The organism is Sphaerisporangium viridialbum, assembly GCF_049674955.1.
In the GTDB taxonomy this organism is placed as follows: domain Bacteria; phylum Actinomycetota; class Actinomycetes; order Streptosporangiales; family Streptosporangiaceae; genus Sphaerisporangium; species Sphaerisporangium viridialbum.
On sequence record NZ_CP187232.1, the window covers coordinates 8,262,054 to 8,278,811 of the forward strand.

Consider the following 16,758-nt stretch of genomic DNA (forward strand, 5'->3'; position numbering starts at 1 on the left):
CTCTCCGTCAGTTGTACTTGTACAGCCTGGTCGCGACCCGGTGGTTCTGGTCGAAGACCGAGGCGCGGTACTTGCTTATGGCGAGGTCACCATGTTGGGCTTTCCCGCAGGTGTTGTATCCGGCCAGTTGATGGATCTCGAAACGGGCCGTCGGGTCGCCCTCCACGAAGTATTCCGCACGGGCCTGACGTCCGTCGGCACCCGTGTCGCACGCGAAGACGAACGTGGCCTTCTCGGCGAAGCACGTGCTGGCGACGCCCTTCGTCGAGGTGCACACCTCGGACCGCGCCCGCGCGGTGGACGGGGTGACACGTGTTTCTCGTTTCACAGGATATTCGGTGAGACTGCGAACCGTCTTCCATCGGCTGACCTTGATCCGATGGTTTCCTTTGTATATCGCGGCTCTGAACGTTATGGTCTTGCCGATTTGGCGACTCCCCCGGATCTGGCCGTCGCCTGCCAGATTGTGGATGACGTACTTCGTGCCCAGGTAGCCGTTCAGGTAGTACTCGACAGTGGCGTGGAGCTTGTCGGGTTCCGTGTCCTCGATCGTGATCCCCGGCCGGTCGCTCTCGTCCGCTCCCACGCACGCCGCCGCGCCCCTGACGCGGGCGCACACAGGCTCCTCTTCAGAGGTAGCGCTGCCGAAGGCCGGGATCGACGCAGTCGCGGCGAGAGCGGGTGCCGAGGTCAGAGGCGTCATCGCGGCGGCGATCGCGGCCACCGAGACCAGAACCCTTACAGCGATTCTCAGTTCCATGTTCACTTAGATGCCAAGTAGCCCTCTTATGTTGACCCCGAAAGCGCCGGGGTTGTGAGTGTGTATTTGTTCCTGTACGGCTGTCGGGGTGGCGTGGCATGCTCGCCCGGAACAAGTGCGGTTCGTCTCGTAGCTGTCGCCGGTTGACGGGGGCCGTCCGGAGGGTGGAAACCTGAGCGTGTTACGTCGTCTGGGAAGGGCCCTGACCGTCTGGCGGGATGAGCGGGGCAGGCAGGTCGAGCGGGGCACGCAGGTGGAGCGGGCCGAGGCGGAGACGGCCGCGATCGCCTATGCGGCCAAGCTGCTCGCCGAGACGCGCGAGGAGGTCAACAAGGCCGATGCCAAGGCGCAGGTGCTGCTGGGGGTCGCCGGCGTCGGGCTCGGCGCCGTCGCGGGTGGTCTGATCGCGGGAAGCTGGTCGCCGTTCACGCTGCCGAACTCCATCGAGTGGCTGTGGTGGACCGGCACGGCCGCGGCCATCGCCGCCCTGGCCTGCCTGGCGGGAGCCGTCTACCCCAGGACCGGCCGTTCGGACGTCAAGGATCCGAAGATCGTCGCGTACTACGGCGACGTCATGCGGTTCGATTCGGCGCAGGCGCTGGCCAATGCCCTGCTGATCGCCTCCAGGCCGGACCTTCGCCGGATCTCCGACCAGGTCCGCCGCATGAGCGGCATCGTCGGCCGTAAGTACACGCTGATCCGCTGGGGCTTCTGGCTGCTCTCGGGCGCGGTGGCGGCGACGGTCATCGCGGTCATCCTCGGCCTGATCCTCCCCGGCTGATCCGGTGAGCATCGTCGGGACGTACGTGAGCCGTGCCGGGATCCGACCGGGCCGATGAGCGTGATCAGGAGGGGCGTGAGCGGAGGCGGGCGCGGCGCTTGGCCGCGTCGCCGCGGTCGAGCCACCACTGGCTGATCAGCAGCGGCACGGTCCACCCCAGCCAGCCGCCGAGGCTGGCCACGGTCCAGCTCAGCATCGTCTCGTTGCCCTGGAACGTGGTGTCGAGCTGCGGGCTCAGCACGAGGAACACGATCACGCCCCAGATTCGGTTCGTGATGATGGAGAAGGTCAGCGCGAAGCTGCGCAGCATCCAGCGCCGGTGCTCGACGAACCGCCGCTGCCTCGCCATGCGGTAGCCGGCGGCGGTGCACCCCAGCCAGAGGAGCGCCAGCATCACATTGCTGGCCGCCTGCACCGGGCCGAACGGCGTGCCCGCGCCGATGACCAGCCCGGTCAGGTTTGCCGGGAGCACTCCTGCGAAGACGGGGTCGCGATGCTGGTGCGGGAGCGCGCCGTCGCCTCAGGGCCGAGCTAGCGCCCATGCCGTCCGCGGGCACCTCACCGGTAGATGTAGCACCAGTTGGACTTGCCCTTGAAGCGATGGAAGGCCTTCGGCGTCTTGTAGCGCCACTGGCAGCCCGCGTCGCGCCGGCCCGCGCTGAGGTACATGGTCTCGTCGCCCTTGCGCTTGATGCAGTAGGAGCCGGGCGTGGGAGTCTCGCGGTACTCGTCCCACTCCCAGCCGAGCGACTGGCAGTAGGCCGTGAAGTGCCCGGGGCCCAACTCGGTCAGTTTGGGCGGCGGAGGCTTGGGCGAGGAAGTGCCGGACGGCGGGGGCTCGGTGGCCGTGGGCTCCACCCGGGTCGGCGCGGGCTTGGACGAGCTGCTCGGCTCGCGGGTGGGCGTCTTGGACCTCCTGACCGGGCGGACGCCGGCGCTCGGAGTGGTCGTGTGGGACAGGGCCGGTGAAGGGGCCGGTGAGACGGTGGAGGCGGTCGGGGTCTCCGAGCCGGGGCGGGCGGGCTCCTCCGTCGGCGTCGCCGTGGCGGCCCCCGCCTGCGAGCTCCTGACGGTGCCCGACTTCAACGCGGACACACGCTGCTCCGGCAGCATCGTGAAGAGCGCGGCGATGACTCCGGAGATCGCCACGGCGACGACGACGGAGACGACCGCCAGCCGTCTCCGCTGGCGCCTCTTCGCCGGGTCCACCCCCGAGGCACCGCCCCCGCTACCCGGCCCTGAAGCGCCCCCCGACGCACCCGGGGTGGTGGACCTGCCAGAGGAGCCGGCTCCCGTCGAGGCCGGGTCGTCGCCGGCACGGGGAACGGCCAGAACGCCCGGAAGGCCCGATGGAGCCACGGCCGAGGCGTCGCCCGTTCCGCGTACCAGGCGGTCGAGGATCCGCGGGGCGGCCGGCCGGCGGGACGGGTCCTTGGAGAGGCACTCGGCCAGCAGGCCCCTCAGCGGCTCCTCGGTCTCCCCGAGGTCGGGATCCTGGTTGAGGATCCTGTTGATGATCGCGGGGATGGAGTCGTTGCCGAACGGCGGGCGCCCCGTGGCCGCGTACGCGATCGTGGACGCCCAGGCGAACACGTCCAGGGCCCGGCCGACCTCTCCGGCAGTCAGCTGCTCGGGCGCCATGTAGGCGGGCGTGCCGACGACCTGGCTGGTCACCGTGCTGGTGCCGGCGAGGGCGCGGGCGATGCCGAAGTCGATGACCCTCGGCCCGTCCGGCCCGATCAGCACGTTGTGCGGCTTGAGATCGCGATGGATGATGCCGGCGTCGTGCAGCGAGACCAGAGCGGTGGCGGTGCCGATCGCGAGGCGTTCGAGGGCGCTGCCCGAGCGCGGCCCCTGCGCGGCCACGACCTCGCTGAGGGAGGGGCCGGGCACGTACTCGCTCACGATGTACGGGCGGCTGCCCGTCATGCCGGAGTCGAGGACCTGTGCCGTGCAGAATCGGGCGACCCGCTTGGCGACGTCGAGCTCGCGCATGAAGCTGTCGGCCAGGGCGGGATCGTGCCCGAGCCGGGCGTGGAAGAGCTTGACGGCCACCAGGCCGCCGGAGTCCGTCTCACCCAGGTACACGACACCCTGGCCCCCCTCCCCGATCCTGCCGACGATGCGGAAGGCACCGAGTCGTACGGGGTCGCTTGGCTCCAGGGGCTGGACGTCCGGCATGGGCTCTCCGGCGGGTGGGGGGATTTGCCAGAAACTCTAACGACCCAACACCCCTCCGCGCGGACGACCGGCTACACGGGGCTCGCCCGGCGCAGCGCGAGACATGGGTGCTCGCCTCCGACCCCGTGTCCGGCTTGTCCGGGCTATCTTCATCGTTTACGGAGGCGTGAGCTTGCAACAAACGAGGGCTTCAGCGGAAACATTACGTTTTTAGCCTTCAGACATGTCCACGCCGTCACATGCCCCGGGAGACGGGCTCCGCGGGCACGCGCGCGGCCCTCTCACCTGGGGGCGCCTAGGGGTACCGTGGCAAATCAAGATCAGAGAAACTGAGGTCGGAAGCGTCTGCGGCAGCCCTGGAAAGGGTAAACAGGAGGTGAGGTCGGGTCCGCGCACCTCGCCCGGCCGTGGGATCACCGATGAGGCACAGGACCTGTCCGCCGACGAGTGACGAGGGAAGTGTGAGCCCGTACCGAAGGAGAAGGACATGAAGCGGATTCTCATCACGCCACGGCCCAAGCCCCCACGCCAGCCCCTCCCCCTTGATCTTCGTAGCCCCTCTGGCCGGGCGCTCCCCTTCTAGCTCTCCGAGGCCGGCCGCTCCCGACCCCGGCCCGTGACCCGAGAAGGTGCCTTCACGCGCCTTCGAACAGGCGTGTCACCAGGGTGAAAGTTCCCCGTCTCGCCGTGCAGGCACGGTGAAAGTGATCCGCAAGGTGCCCTCCCTAGTTTGTCCATCGCGACAGATCACTAGGAAAGGCACACAATGAACATCACCCTTACCCGCCGTATTCTCGCCGTGTCCGCGGCGTCCGTCCTTGTCTCGCTCTCCTCCGCCTGCGGCGGCGGAAGCACCAAGGCCGTCTGCGACGACGCGGTGAAGGCGATCCAGGACTACAGCACGCAAGCAGCGGCCAGCGCGGGCAACCTGGACGGCTTCAACAAGGCGTCCGCCGATCTGGCCACCAAGCTCAAGGACCTGTCGGGCAAGGCCGACGGCGACCTCAAGACCACGCTCACCGACCTGTCCACGTCGTTGGGTGGAATCAAGATCGACACCTCGAACCCCGGCGCGGCGGCGACCGAACTGCCGAAGCTGGCGACGAAGGCCACCGAGGCCATCCAGAAGCTCGCCCTGAACTGCTCCTGACCACCGGCGACGCCGAACGCACCCAAGCGCCGCGGCACACTCGACGGCCTGTCGCCGGTCAGCGATAGGCCGTCACACTTACCAGGTGAATTGGATGTCGAGCTTTGCCCAGCTCGCGGGGAAGTTCGTGGTCTTCTGCTTGCCGCCGCCGATTGAGACGTACGTCCAACCTCTGTTGTTCAGGTTGTATCGCCATGACGCTGTCGCGGTGCCACAGTTTTCCACGGTGATGTAATTCGGACTTCCGCCACCCGAATCCAGGCGCGCCGAAACAACGTCAGAGCAGACCATGCCGGCGGCCAGGGCCGGCGGGGCGACAGCCACCGCCCCTGCGGTCAATAACAATGAGAGTGCCGCTGCACTGAATAGACGCAAAGAACTTCTCCTCGATTTGCGAGTGATGAACTGAGCCTATCGACAGGGGCCGGCGTGACCGTCTTTTCCTTGGCGAGCGAAGTAAGACCGGGCGAGATAATCAGCGTAGCCCGCCAGCACAGGAGGCGCAATCCCAGCCGGCCCGGGCATATCGCACGGCCTGGCATGTGTGCCACTCCAGTCTGTCGAGCCAATCTTCGGACGTATAGTTCCACCCCCCAGAAGGGGCGGCGACTCGACAGGATTGAACTCCGGACGGTGACACAGTCAGCCGTTGACGGACCGCGATTAACGTCTTCATTTCCGTCACCGCCGAGAACTGCCGCACCGGTCCCCGGGGACGACTCTTGGGTGATCTCAGGATCCGGCCGGCCTCGCGAGAGAGCGGGAAATCTTCACTCATTGCGGTTGGCATTTCCGCGACAATCGCCCTGAGCGCCCTCGCCGCCACGCCCGCCTAGGCCGAACATTTGACCGAGACCAAGAGCGTCAGGCTCTGGCCGCCGCGAGCGCGTAGCTGCGCTCGAAGCCTTCGAGCACGGCCGGCCAGGCACAACGGGTGAGCTCGGTCTCGCGGTTGTGCAGGGCGATCAGCTCTCGCAACTCCCGGTCGCGGGTGAGCCGCGCGACCGACTGGACCAGCTCGTCGAACGTGCGGCCGAGCAGGCCCTCCTTGCCGGGGCGCACGAAGTCGGCGACCCCGCTCTGCGCCCTGGCGACCACGGGGACCCCGGCGGCCCTTGCCTCCAGGGCCGCGATGCCGAACGACTCCCTCGGCGCGGGGGCCACGAACACGTCGGCCGAGGCCAGCAGCTCGCGGATCTGGTCACGGGTGTAGCGGCCGGGCAGCGACACCCACCCCTCCATGCCGTGAGCACGCACGAAACGCTCCATCGAACCGCGCGCGGGCCCGTCCCCCACCAGGGTGGCCCGCATCGCGATGTTCCCCGGGACCCTGCGCCTGGCCTCCAGCAGCAGCTTGAGCAGCCGCACCGGCTGCTTGCGCGGGGCCAGGCGTCCCACCGCCACGATGTGCACTTCACCGGCGCCGCCCGCGCCACCGGTCTCACCGCCGCCGGGCTCGCCGGGCCGTACGTCAAGGGCGGGACGCCAGGCGGAGACGTCGAGGCCGTTGGACACGACGTCGACCGGAACCCGCCTGCCCGCGACGGCTCGGATGTGCCGGGCGGCGGCGTGGCTGACCGCGGTGACGACCATGCCCCACCGGCTCCACCCGAACAGCGCGTCGAGGACGCGGTAGAGCGCGCGCGTCAGCGGGTCCCACATGCTGTGCACGGTGACCACCACCGGCAGGCCCGCGCGTACGGCGGCACGTACCCCCATCCAGGCGAACGGCGAAACGGCCCCGGTGTGGACGTGCACCACATCGGGACGCCGGGAGGTCATCAGCCGGAGCAGGTGCCCGCCCCCGCGAGGGTGGACGGGCAGGTCGAAGGGCAGGCGGGCGACGACGCGGTGGACCCCGGAGATGCGCTCGCCGGGGGTCGCGGTGGCCACCTCGACCTCGTGACCGGCCTCGGACTGCGACCGCACCAGATCGGCCACCTGCACCTCGATGCCGCCGAGCCGTGGCAGGTAACAGTCACTGACGTGAAGGATCCGCACCCCGCCAGCCTGGCAGAGCCCGCGACCCGCTTCAAACGGGACCACCTCCACCGGGCCACGGGTTCTTGAACGGTTCGGGAAGGCTTCTCGAACCCCTCCCGGGGAGGCGCCGGGGACTCGGGGATTCGCCACGTGGAATCATGGCGGCGTGGCACGTACCGCGGTCTTCTTCCACGCCCATCCCGATGACGAAGCTCTGCTGACCGCCGGGACCATGGCGATGCTGGCGTCCGAGGGCCATCGCGTCGTCCTCGTCGTGGCGACCGCGGGCGAGCGCGGCCTCGCCGACCTGCCCCACGGCGACGAGCTCGCAGAGGCGCGCACCGCCGAGCTGTACGAGTCGGCCGCCGCCCTCGGCGTCGCCCGTGTGGTGCTGCTCGGCTACGGCGACTCGGGGCTCGGCGAGGGCGATGGGGGCGTCGGGGACGACCGGCCGGAGAACGCCTTCATCGACGCCGACATCGAGGAGGCCGCCCAGCGGCTGGCGGCGGTGCTCAAGGAGGAGAGCGCCGACCTGCTGACGATCTACGATCCGGCCGGCGGGTACGGCCATCCGGACCACGTGCAGGTCTACCGGGTGGGGCAGCGCGCGGCGGACATCGCGGGCACGCCCATCCTGCTGGAGGCCACGGTCAACCGCGACCCTCTGCTGAGGGGCCTCCGGCTGGCCCAGCGCTTCTACAAGTTCCCCCCGGAGTTCGACGTGCGCTCCTTCGAGCGCGCCTACTCCCCCGGCGAGGACATCACCCACCGCGTCAACGTCCGCAGGTTCGCGAAGGTCAAGCGAGCCAGCATGGCCGCCCACACCTCCCAGGCCTCGGGCGGCGACGGCGACCGCACGCTCGCGGTCATGCTCAGGATCCCCGGGCCCCTGTACCGGCTGATCTTCGGCACCGAGTGGTACGTCCGGCGCGACCTGCCCCCGGGCACCCGGCGCACGCACCCCTTCGACGACCTTCCGGAGGAGACCGGGTAGAGGGGTGATTTCGTTCTGGAGGATGAGATCCACCCGGTGGCCACCGGGGCAGGATGGTCGGGCGGCGTCCGCGCGGGGAGAAACGATGGGGGTATCACGGTGAGGAACAAGTGGGTTCAGGCAGGCCTGTCCGCGGCCTCCCTGGCCCTTGCCGTCCTGCTCGTGGTGTACCTGCCGCAGATCGTGCACACGCTCACCGGGGCCGAGGTCAGCTGGAGCGAGATCGGCGCGCAGTTCCGCAAGATGAGCTGGTCGATGATCCTGCTGATGGCCGCCCTGTGGCTGGCCAGCCTGTGGGCCTACACCTACGTGATGACCTCGGCGCTGCCCGGGCTCACCCATGTGCAGGCGCTGACGCTGAACGCCGCGGGGAGCGCGGTGAGTAACCTGCTGCCCTTCGGCGGCGCGGCCGGCGTGGCGGTCACCTTCGCGATGACCAAGGGCTGGGGGTTCGCGACCCGTTCCGTCGTGGTGTACACGCTGGTCACCGGCATCTGGAACACGTTGTTCCGCTTCATCCTGCCCGCCGTCGGCATAGTCGCGCTGCTCGTCGCCGGGCGCATCCCCGACTCCAGGGTCACCAACGCGGCCTGGGGCGGCGTGGTCTCCATCCTCGTACTGGTCGCCGTGGTGGCCGCCGCGCTCTACTGGGAACGGGCCGCCGACCTGCTCGGCCGCGTCCTCGACACCCTGCTCGGCGTGCTGCCCCGCAGGATCCGCCCTCCCGAGCACTACGCCTCGGACGCCATCCACCGGGTGCGCGCCGACACCGCCGAGATCGTGCACAGGCGGTGGCGCGGCCTGTCCTTCGGCATGGTGGCCTTCCTGGCCCTCCAGTGTCTGATCATGGCGTGCTGCCTGGTCGCCACCGGCTCCTACCCCGGCCCGGCGGAGACCGTGGCGGTGTTCGCCGTCAGCCGGGTGCTCACCAGCGCGCTGATCACCCCGAGCGGCGCGGGGATCATGGAGGGCGGCACCGCCGCGCTGCTGATCGCCTTCGGCCAGCCCCCGGGCGCCGCGCTCGCCGCCGCCATCCTGTTCGGCTTCTGGACCTACACGATCGAGATCCCGTGGGGCGGCCTCGCCCTCGGGGCGTGGTCCCTGCTGCGGCGGCGCGGCGCCTCGAACGACCACCGCTCCCCGGAGCCCGCCTCCCACGCCTGAGCCGCGTCCGTAGTCGTCAGCACAGGCACTCCGGTACCTGTAGCCTCGTGACACCCACGGAAGGAAGGCGGGCCTTGGCGAATACCTTGTGCGTGCTCGACGGGCCCGCATAGCGTGGCGGCTGACATGGTGACGTTCCGCGTTCTTGGACCGGTCGAGGCGTACGACGACGACGGCGAGGTCGACCTCGGCGGGCTACGGCAACGGGCCGTGCTCGCGCGATTACTCGTCGCGCGCGGCCAGGTCGTGCCCGTGGATACGCTGCTGTTCGACCTGTGGACCGACGAGGGTGCCAAGGGCGCCCAGTCGGGGCTCCAGGTCTACATCTCCCGCCTGCGCCGCGTGCTCGAGCCCGGCCGGCCGCGCGGCGGCCCCAACCGGCTACTCGTCACCGTCGCCTCCGGGTACGCCCTGCGCACCGCGCCCGACCAGGTCGACGCCCTGCGCTTCGAGGCCATGGTCAGGTCGGCGGGCAAGCACCTCGACAACGACGACCCCGAGCCGGCGCGCATGGGCCTTGAGACCGCGCTCGGGCTCTGGCGCGGCACCCCCTACTCCGACTTCGCCGAGCAGCAGTGGGCCGAGGCCGAGGTGAGCAGGCTCGCCGAGCTGCGCCTGGTGGCGCGCGAGCGGCACGCCGACGCGGGGCTGCGATTCGGCCTGCACGCCGAGACCGTGCCCGACCTCGAAGCCCTCACCGGCGAGAATCCTCTGCGCGAGGAGGGCTGGCGGCTGCTGGCCCTCGGCCTCTACCGCTGCGGCAGGCAGGGCGACGCCCTCGCCGCCCTCCGCAGGGCCCGCACGACCCTGGCCGACGAGCTCGGCATCGACCCGGGCCCCGCGCTGCGCAAGATGGAGTCGGACATCCTCTCCCAGGACCCGGCCCTCGACCTCACGCTTCCCCAGCGCCCCCGCTTCAGCGAGATCGCCGGCACCTGGCCGCCGCGTCCCGAGAGCCAGACGGCCGACCTTCCCCCGCTGTCGCCAGAGCCGTTCGTCGGCAGGGACGCCGAGCTGGCCCGGCTGACCGGCGCGGCGCCGCACGCTCTCGCCGGGCGCTTCACCGCCGCGGTGGTCGGCGGCGATCCCGGCGCGGGCAAGACCACCCTGGTACGGCAGCTCGGGCTGGAGCTCTCCCGGCAGGGCTGGATCACCGCGTCCGGCGGCTGCCCCGACAGCAGCGCCACCCCGCCCGGCTGGGCCTGGGTGGAGGTCCTGCGCACTCTCGTCGCCGTCCGGGGGACGGGTGAGTACGGCCCGCTGCTGGCGCCGTTGCTGGACGACGCCGCCCCCGCCGACGAGGACGACCAGGCCTCGGGCGGCTTCCGGCTGCACCGCGCGGTCGGCGGCTACATCGCGGGCATCGCGCGTGAGGCCCCCGTGCTGCTGACCCTTGAGGATCTTCACTGGGCCGACGACCAGACCCTCGCCCTGCTCCGCGCGCTGCCCAGCCTGCTGGCGACGAGCCGGGTGCTGCTGGTCGTGACCTGCCGTGACGGCGAGCTCAACGACCAGCAGTCCGACGTGCTCGCGGCGCTCGCCCGGCTCGGCCCGGTGCGGGTCGGCCTGGAAGGGCTCGACGAGGAGGCGGTGGCCGAGCTCGTACGGGCCACGTGCGTCCGCGAGGTCGACGAGGACGCCGTCAGCACGATCATCGAGCGCACGGGCGGCAACCCGTTCTTCGTCCGCGAGACGGTCCGGCTGCTCGACTCCGAGGCCACCGGCGACCGAGCCACCGCCGCCGAGGTCATCTCCGAGGTGCCGTCCGGCGTGCGCGACGTGCTGCGCCGCCGGATCACCCGCCTGCCGGTTACCGCCCAGCAGATCCTGTTACAGGCGGCGGTGATCGGCCGAGACGTCGACATCGACGTGCTGGTGGACGTCTCGGGCGACGAGGACGCCGTTGTCGACGCCGTGGAGGCCGGGCTGCTGGCGGGTCTGGTCACCGAGCCTGGGCCGGGGATGCTCCGCTTCGACCACGACCTCGTACGCGACACGCTGTACTCCGACGCCTCGCGGCTGCGCAGGTCGCGCCTGCACGCCGCCGTCGCGTCGGTCATCGAGAGCCGGTCGGCGTCCGACGTCGCGGCACTCGCCCACCACTACGACTCCGCGGGAACGGTCGAGACCGCCGCGAAGGCCGTCCACTACGCCGGCCTGGCCGCCGAGCAGGCGGAGCGGCGGTTCGCCCACCGTGAGGCGGCGACGCTGTGGGAGCGCGCCATCACCGCCTTCGACCGGGCCCACCCCCTCGGCGGGCCGCCCAAGGAGCGCCTGCTGCTGCAGCTACGGCTGATCAAGGCGCTCGCGCTCTGCGGTGACATGGCCGCCGCGCGGGCCCGCCGCCGGGAGGCGATGGACGCCGCGCTGCCGCTGGGCGACCTGGAGATGACCGCGCGCATCGCCGCGTCGGTGGCCGTGCCGTACAAGGGCATCGCCCGCGACCTCACCCGTACGGCGTGGGAGATCGTCGACGTCACCGAACGGGCGCTGATCGAGCTGCCGCCGGGCGAGCAGTCGCTGCGCGCCAGCCTGCTCGCGACCCTGGCGCTGGAGCTGGAGGGCTCCGCCACCGGCCGCGGGTACGAAGCGTCCCTGGAAGCCGAGGAGCTGGCGCGGCAGAGCGGCGACCCCGCGCTGCTCGCGGTCGCGCTGAGCGGGCGCCTGCGCCAGTCGTACGTCATCACGGTCGTCGACGAGCGCGAGGCCATCGGCCGCGAGCTGCTGGAGGTCGGGGCCGCCTCCGGGCAGATCGCCGTGCAGGCGCTGGCCCACCTGGTGCTCATGGAGTGCGCGGCGGCGCGCGGCGACTTCGCCGAGGCCGACGTCCAGATCCGCGCGGCCGAGCGGCTCGCCAGGCAGTACGACCTGCCGGCGCCGACGGCGGTGGGCGCCTGGTACGCCGGCATGCGCATGATGATCACAGGCGACTACCTAGGAGCCGAGCGCGCGTACCGGAACGCCGCGCGACTCACCGCGCGGGCGGGCATGCTCGAAGGGCGCCAGGACCTCCCGCTGATCACCACGTTCTGCCTGCACCTGGTCGACGGCAAGGCCGCCGACATGGTGGAGTCGCTGGAGGAGGCGCACCGGCGCGGGGCCAAGTGGACCCTCGACGCCTACGCCGTCGCGCTCGCCTCCGCCGGTCACATCAAGGACGCCCGCGCGATCGCGGCCACCAGGACGCCCGTACGTCCCGACTTCCTGTACGAGCTGGCCATGACGTGGCGGGCGCTGGCGGGCATGCTCCTCGGCGACCGCGACCGGATGCAGGACGCCTACTCCACGCTCGGGCCATTCTCCGACCGCATCGCGGGGGCGGGCACCGGGGTCGTGGCGCTGTGGCCGGTGGCCCAGACGCTCGGCGACCTCGCCATACACCTGGGGCAGCCCGAGGAGGGCCGCAAGCACTACGACAAGGCGCTGGCGGTCGCCGAGCGGGTGGGCATCCCCCGGTGGGTGGCGGCGGCGCGGCAGGCCCTCGCCAACCTGTGACCCGCGCGGCCGTACGGCCGGTCAGCAGCTGATCTGGAACTTCTCGCTGACGACGACGCCCTTGCCCGACACCGCGAGCTCGACGCGGTACCAGCCGGGGTTGTCGACGACGCGGGGGTGCCACTCCACGGTGCGCTGCGCGCCCATGAAGCCGGCGGTCTCGGAGTAGAGGTACGTCTTCCAGGCGTGCGCCCGGGGGCTCCAGCGGAGCAGGCGCCAGTCGTAGTCCACGGGGTCGCCCGAGGGGCCGGGGTCGATCACGCTCTGCGCGTGGTACGTGCGCTCGCAGGAGTCGCCGGCGGCGGCCGCTCCCACCGTCACCATGCCGGCCTCGGGGATGTGCCTGGCCTCGATCGGAAGCGACTGCGCCGACAGGACCACGGTCTTGACGTGCGGGCCGTCGGCCGCGGTGTGCTCAGGGCCGGTGGTGCCGTGGGCGACCCCGAAATAGGCCCCGCAGACGGCGAGCGTGGCGACCAGCAGCTTGAACACGGTGGCCGTACCGCTTGCCATGATCGGCACCAGGCCGCGCACCGGTTCCAGACCGCTTCGCGCTCCCATGACCCTCCCCTTTCGTTCACCCTCAGGTGTACGCGGGGGCGGTTGCGCCCTGCTTGCCGTCCGCTTGCAGTCAACTCCCCATGCCCACAATGGCGGACATGGGATCATAACCGGATGCGTATGGTGATGATCTCTCTTCTGGCGGCGGTCCTGGCCATTCTCGGCCTGGCCGGCCCGGTGCACGCCCGGTCCGCTCCTCAGGTCACCGCGAAGGAGGTCTACCTGGTCGACGCCACGGCCGGAACGGTCCAGTTCGCCAAGCGCGAGACCCGGCGGGTGCCCGTGGCCAGCCTGACGAAGATCATGACGGCGTACGTCGTGCGGCGCGTGGGGTCGCTGGACGACGTCGTCACGATCTCCAAGGCCGACGTGAAGCACGCGGCGGCGAACGGCGGGACCCACGCGGGCCTCAAGGCCGGGGAGCGGCTCACCGTGCGCGAGCTGCTGTACGGCGTCTTGCTGCCGTCGGGGGCCGACGCCTCCAACGCGCTGGCACGGCGGTACGGACCGGGCGTGAAGCGTTTCGTGGCCAGGATGAACCAGGCGGCGCGGACCCTCGGCCTGCGCGACACGCTGTACACCAACCCCGACGGGCTCCCCCAGACCGGCGGCGACCACTCCACCGCGAAGGACCAGGTCACCCTCGCCCAGGCGGTGCTGAAGGACCCGGTCATCGCCACGATCGTCCGCACCGAGAGGTACACGGTGAGCAAGACGGCCGTGCACCGCGCCCACGTATGGCACAACACCAACAGGCTGCTGCCGAGCGAGGCACAGGGCCTGAAGACGGGTTACACCAAGGCGGCCGGCTACTGCCTGATGTTCGCGTCCGTGATCGGCGGGCACACCATGGTCGGGGTGCTCCTCGGTGACACCGGCGACGCGGCCCGTTACCGCAGCGCCCGCAGGCTGCTCGACGCGACCGCGGCCGCCACCGCCGCCTGACGGTTGGTCGTCGCCGGGTACGAGCCCGCCGACCCCTGGTCGCGCCCGCTCCCCGTGCCCTCGCCTGTGGTGGCGTATCGGTCGAGGTGGAGCTGTACGCCCTGAGCCCATCGGCGCTGGGCACCCTGCTGACCCAGATCATGCCGCCCCTCAGCCTCGGCTGGATCAGCCTCGCGGACGGGCGCCAGGTGCACGGCTTCCTCTGCGAGTCCTACGCCACCGAGGAAGCGTCCGACATCAGCAAGTACGGCCCTGGCCGGACTACCTCCTCTCACCAGAGCGCGCGCCCGATAACCGAGGCACCGATACCGCCTGAACGAACTGAACCCATGGCTACGGCCTCGCGCGCACCCTGGCACCAAGAAATACGCGCTGGGATCTCAACCGGGAACCCGGCTGATGCGGTCCACGATTGGCGCTTGGTGCTGAGTGCCGGGAGTGGTCGTAGCGGTCGAAGCGGGCCGGAGGGCCGGGGCGTGGCGGGTCATCCGGTGTCGGAGACGTCGTAGGTGTCGTAGGAGTCGGGGTGCACCACGTGCGTGCGCCCCGATGGAGTTATCCACGCCATGAGGCCCGGCTGGGGCTGGATGAGAGCCCAGCCGTCGAGCTGCTTGAGCCGGTGATGTCGCCGGCAGAGCGGGGCCAGATTGCATGGGCAGGTGGCACCGCCCTGGTCGTGGGCCAGGGTGTGGTCAAGATCGCATCGGGAGGCCGGTCTTCGGCAACGGGGGAACCTGCAAGTGCGATCTCGCGCGTTGACGAGTTTTCGCAGCACCGTGCCGGGCCGATAGCACGTCTCACCGTGGTGGACGGCCTCGCCGTTGTCGTTGGTGACGGTCCAGCAGACCTTCACACCGGTGTGGATGCTGTCATCGGCGATCTGCCGGGCGATGTCCGCCACCAGTGATCCATACCGGCCCAGTTCTCCGGGCTTCTCGGCCAGCCCTAGCAGGGTGTCCAGCCCGACAACCAGGTGCGGACCGCCCAACTGGCGCGCGGCAGCCTCCAACAACCCTTGAGGCGTGGGCACGCCACCCCACCCGCTGGGCTGGGGCCCGTCCTCGGACAAAGGTCCAGGTTCAGGTCCGGCTTCAGGTCGAGGTTCAGGTCCGGCTTCAGGTCGAGGTTCAGGTCGAGGTTGGGGTTCGGGTCCGGAGCAGCGCCCGTCCCTTGTTTCGGGCCAGGGTCTGCCTTCGCCCCCATCCCCGTGGCCGCCTCCACTCCCGGACCAGCCTTCATCTCCGGTGCCACCCGAGCGTGCGTTCCCGCTCTTGGACCAGCGTCCACCTCCGGTGCCACCCGAGCGTGCGTTCCCGCTCTTGGACCAGCGTCCACCTCCGGTCCCACCCCAGCGTTCGCCTCCGGTCCCACCCCAGGGTTCGCCTTCGGCCCCGGAGCAGGGTTTGATTTCGGCCTCGGCGGCGGGGGCTGGGCCTGCGGGGGCCTTCCTGGGGAGGGCCATGGCTGGCGGGGTTTGCTTGCTCCGCTGGTCGTGGAGGCCCTGTCGATCAGGCTCGTCGACGATGTGGTGCTCGTCGGGGGCTGGGATGTCGGCGTCGTCGGCGGGCGGAGCCTGGACAGGGATGCCGTCCTCGTCCAGCGGTCCGGCGAAGACGACCGCCTGGCCGCTGGCCCCGCTGCCCGCGCCGCTGCCTGGCCCGTTTCCTACCCTGCTGCCTCGTCCGTTGCTGCTCGGAACATGGTCATGGTCATGGTCGGGGTTGAGGTTGGCTAGGGCGGCTGAGTTGGGGACCTCGGACGAACCTGGGGTGAGGAGACCGAGCTGCAGGGCCAGGAAGACGTCGCTCCGCAACTGGTCGGTCGTGCGGGAGTCGCCGGCTCGTTTTGCCGCACGCGCGATAGCGTCCACGCGGTCATAGGCGGCGGTCGCGGGCCCGGCCGGGAGACCGAGCCCGAAGATCTCGGCGGTGCCCTGACCGTCGTTGCGGAACTCCACCCGCCGGGACCGCTCGGAAGCCTTACGCCGAGCGGCGGCCTCCTCGGCCGCGACCCTTTCGACCGTGGCGGCCACGAGCTTGCGCAACTGGGCGGTGGTCAACATGGGCGCACGTTCGAGAATGGCGTCCTCTACCCGGCCGCAAGCGGCCTCCGACAGCCCCTTCACGCCTTCCGTGATCACCCGTACTCGCGGCTCGTCAAGCGCTCCGGCGAGCAGGGATTCCATCGTGCCGGGGAGCCGGTCTCGCAGTGTCGCGGCCGTTTCGACCAGAGCCGAGGCCGACCAGTCGGTCAAGGTCAGCCCCAAGCTCAGCTCCGCCTCCAACCACTCGCGCCACGACTGGCCATAACGGCCGTCGGTGACGAACCGATCGGCAAGCAGATTGACCAGAGCCAGCTCCCGCGCCTTGACCCACGACGCCAGCCGACGCCAGGCGGCCACCGCATCGACCAACTCGTCACGGGGCAGCGCACCGGCATCCAGCGCCGCCAGCGCCGCCGCCAGCTCGGCATCGGACAGGTCCGCGAACAAGGCCTCCGGCGCGACCGGCACCCCCCGTGCCGACGACTTGTCACCGGCGCGGACGGCACCCTGCGGAATCGTGCACTGGCTTGACCCGCTGAGCGCGTTTTCTCCTGTCGCCTTTCGCGTATCGGCCGAGAGCGCCGACACGAGGGAAATCTGCCCAGCTTCCGTCGCCATCGCCAGGCACCTCCCCATTTCATCGGAAAACAAGAACCGCCACCAACCTATCGCCCCCCACCGACAATTCCCGGGCCCGCCC

Annotated in this window: 14 protein-coding genes; 7 read left to right on the top strand and 7 right to left on the bottom strand. The window is 70.6% G+C overall.

Annotation, left to right across the window (positions count from 1 at the left end; all coding sequences use genetic code 11):
• Positions 1-7: 7 nt before the first annotated feature.
• Positions 8-724 (bottom strand): hypothetical protein, encoded by a 717-nt coding sequence (locus ACOZ38_RS37150; RefSeq protein ID WP_424535655.1) that lies wholly within the window; start codon positions 722-724, stop codon positions 8-10.
• A 214-nt stretch (positions 725-938) separates the two neighbouring features.
• On the opposite strand from ACOZ38_RS37150, the gene ACOZ38_RS37155 reads away from it, so the two are divergent.
• A complete protein-coding gene (locus tag ACOZ38_RS37155) occupies positions 939-1,541 on the top strand; it encodes a Pycsar system effector family protein (RefSeq protein WP_424535656.1) in 603 nt (200 codons plus the stop codon).
• Between the two features lie 64 nt (positions 1,542-1,605).
• Here the strand turns inward: ACOZ38_RS37155 and ACOZ38_RS37160 are convergent, their stop codons facing one another.
• Both ACOZ38_RS37160 and ACOZ38_RS37165 read right to left on the bottom strand, forming a co-directional pair.
• A complete protein-coding gene (locus ACOZ38_RS37160) occupies positions 1,606-2,013 on the bottom strand; it encodes a DUF2306 domain-containing protein (protein ID WP_424535657.1) in 408 nt (135 codons plus the stop codon).
• Between the two features lie 86 nt (positions 2,014-2,099).
• Positions 2,100-3,722, bottom strand: a complete 1,623-nt coding sequence (locus ACOZ38_RS37165; RefSeq protein ID WP_424535658.1) for a serine/threonine protein kinase — start codon at positions 3,720-3,722, stop codon at positions 2,100-2,102.
• Positions 3,723-4,488: 766 nt separating this feature from the next.
• Between ACOZ38_RS37165 and ACOZ38_RS37170 the strand changes: the two genes are divergently transcribed.
• Positions 4,489-4,872 (top strand): hypothetical protein, encoded by a 384-nt coding sequence (locus tag ACOZ38_RS37170; RefSeq protein ID WP_424535659.1) that lies wholly within the window; start codon positions 4,489-4,491, stop codon positions 4,870-4,872.
• Positions 4,873-4,950: 78 nt separating this feature from the next.
• Here ACOZ38_RS37170 and ACOZ38_RS37175 read toward each other — a convergent pair whose 3' ends face one another.
• Together ACOZ38_RS37175 and ACOZ38_RS37180 are read right to left on the bottom strand one after the other, a co-directional pair.
• Positions 4,951-5,247: a hypothetical protein gene (locus ACOZ38_RS37175; protein ID WP_424535660.1), complete on the bottom strand. Its 297-nt coding sequence runs from the start codon at positions 5,245-5,247 to the stop codon at positions 4,951-4,953.
• 489 nt (positions 5,248-5,736) lie between these two features.
• Positions 5,737-6,873 (bottom strand): glycosyltransferase family 4 protein, encoded by a 1,137-nt coding sequence (locus ACOZ38_RS37180; protein WP_424535661.1) that lies wholly within the window; start codon positions 6,871-6,873, stop codon positions 5,737-5,739.
• Between the two features lie 148 nt (positions 6,874-7,021).
• Between ACOZ38_RS37180 and ACOZ38_RS37185 the strand changes: the two genes are divergently transcribed.
• From ACOZ38_RS37185 to ACOZ38_RS37195, 3 genes are all read left to right on the top strand, one after another.
• Positions 7,022-7,849, top strand: a complete 828-nt coding sequence (locus ACOZ38_RS37185) for a PIG-L deacetylase family protein (RefSeq protein WP_405140811.1) — start codon at positions 7,022-7,024, stop codon at positions 7,847-7,849.
• Positions 7,850-7,948: 99 nt separating this feature from the next.
• Positions 7,949-9,013 carry a lysylphosphatidylglycerol synthase transmembrane domain-containing protein gene (locus ACOZ38_RS37190; protein ID WP_424535662.1) on the top strand — a complete coding sequence of 355 codons (1,065 nt, stop codon included), beginning with the start codon at positions 7,949-7,951 and terminating at the stop codon, positions 9,011-9,013.
• A 126-nt stretch (positions 9,014-9,139) separates the two neighbouring features.
• On the top strand, positions 9,140-12,508 hold the full coding sequence (locus tag ACOZ38_RS37195; RefSeq protein WP_424535663.1) for a BTAD domain-containing putative transcriptional regulator: 3,369 nt from the start codon (positions 9,140-9,142) through the stop codon (positions 12,506-12,508).
• A 21-nt stretch (positions 12,509-12,529) separates the two neighbouring features.
• Here ACOZ38_RS37195 and ACOZ38_RS37200 read toward each other — a convergent pair whose 3' ends face one another.
• Positions 12,530-13,069, bottom strand: coding sequence for a hypothetical protein (locus tag ACOZ38_RS37200; RefSeq protein ID WP_424535664.1), 540 nt, complete (start codon positions 13,067-13,069; stop codon positions 12,530-12,532).
• A gap of 114 nt (positions 13,070-13,183) precedes the next feature.
• On the opposite strand from ACOZ38_RS37200, the gene ACOZ38_RS37205 reads away from it, so the two are divergent.
• Positions 13,184-14,014 carry a D-alanyl-D-alanine carboxypeptidase family protein gene (locus ACOZ38_RS37205; RefSeq protein WP_424535665.1) on the top strand — a complete coding sequence of 277 codons (831 nt, stop codon included), beginning with the start codon at positions 13,184-13,186 and terminating at the stop codon, positions 14,012-14,014.
• A gap of 35 nt (positions 14,015-14,049) precedes the next feature.
• A complete protein-coding gene (locus ACOZ38_RS37210; RefSeq protein WP_424537156.1) occupies positions 14,050-14,523 on the top strand; it encodes an allophanate hydrolase-related protein in 474 nt (157 codons plus the stop codon).
• Here the strand turns inward: ACOZ38_RS37210 and ACOZ38_RS37215 are convergent.
• Positions 14,499-16,676: a DUF222 domain-containing protein gene (locus ACOZ38_RS37215; protein ID WP_424535666.1), complete on the bottom strand. Its 2,178-nt coding sequence runs from the start codon at positions 16,674-16,676 to the stop codon at positions 14,499-14,501. The two genes, ACOZ38_RS37210 and ACOZ38_RS37215, sit on opposite strands and share 25 nt — an antisense overlap.
• Positions 16,677-16,758: the final 82 nt, after the last annotated feature.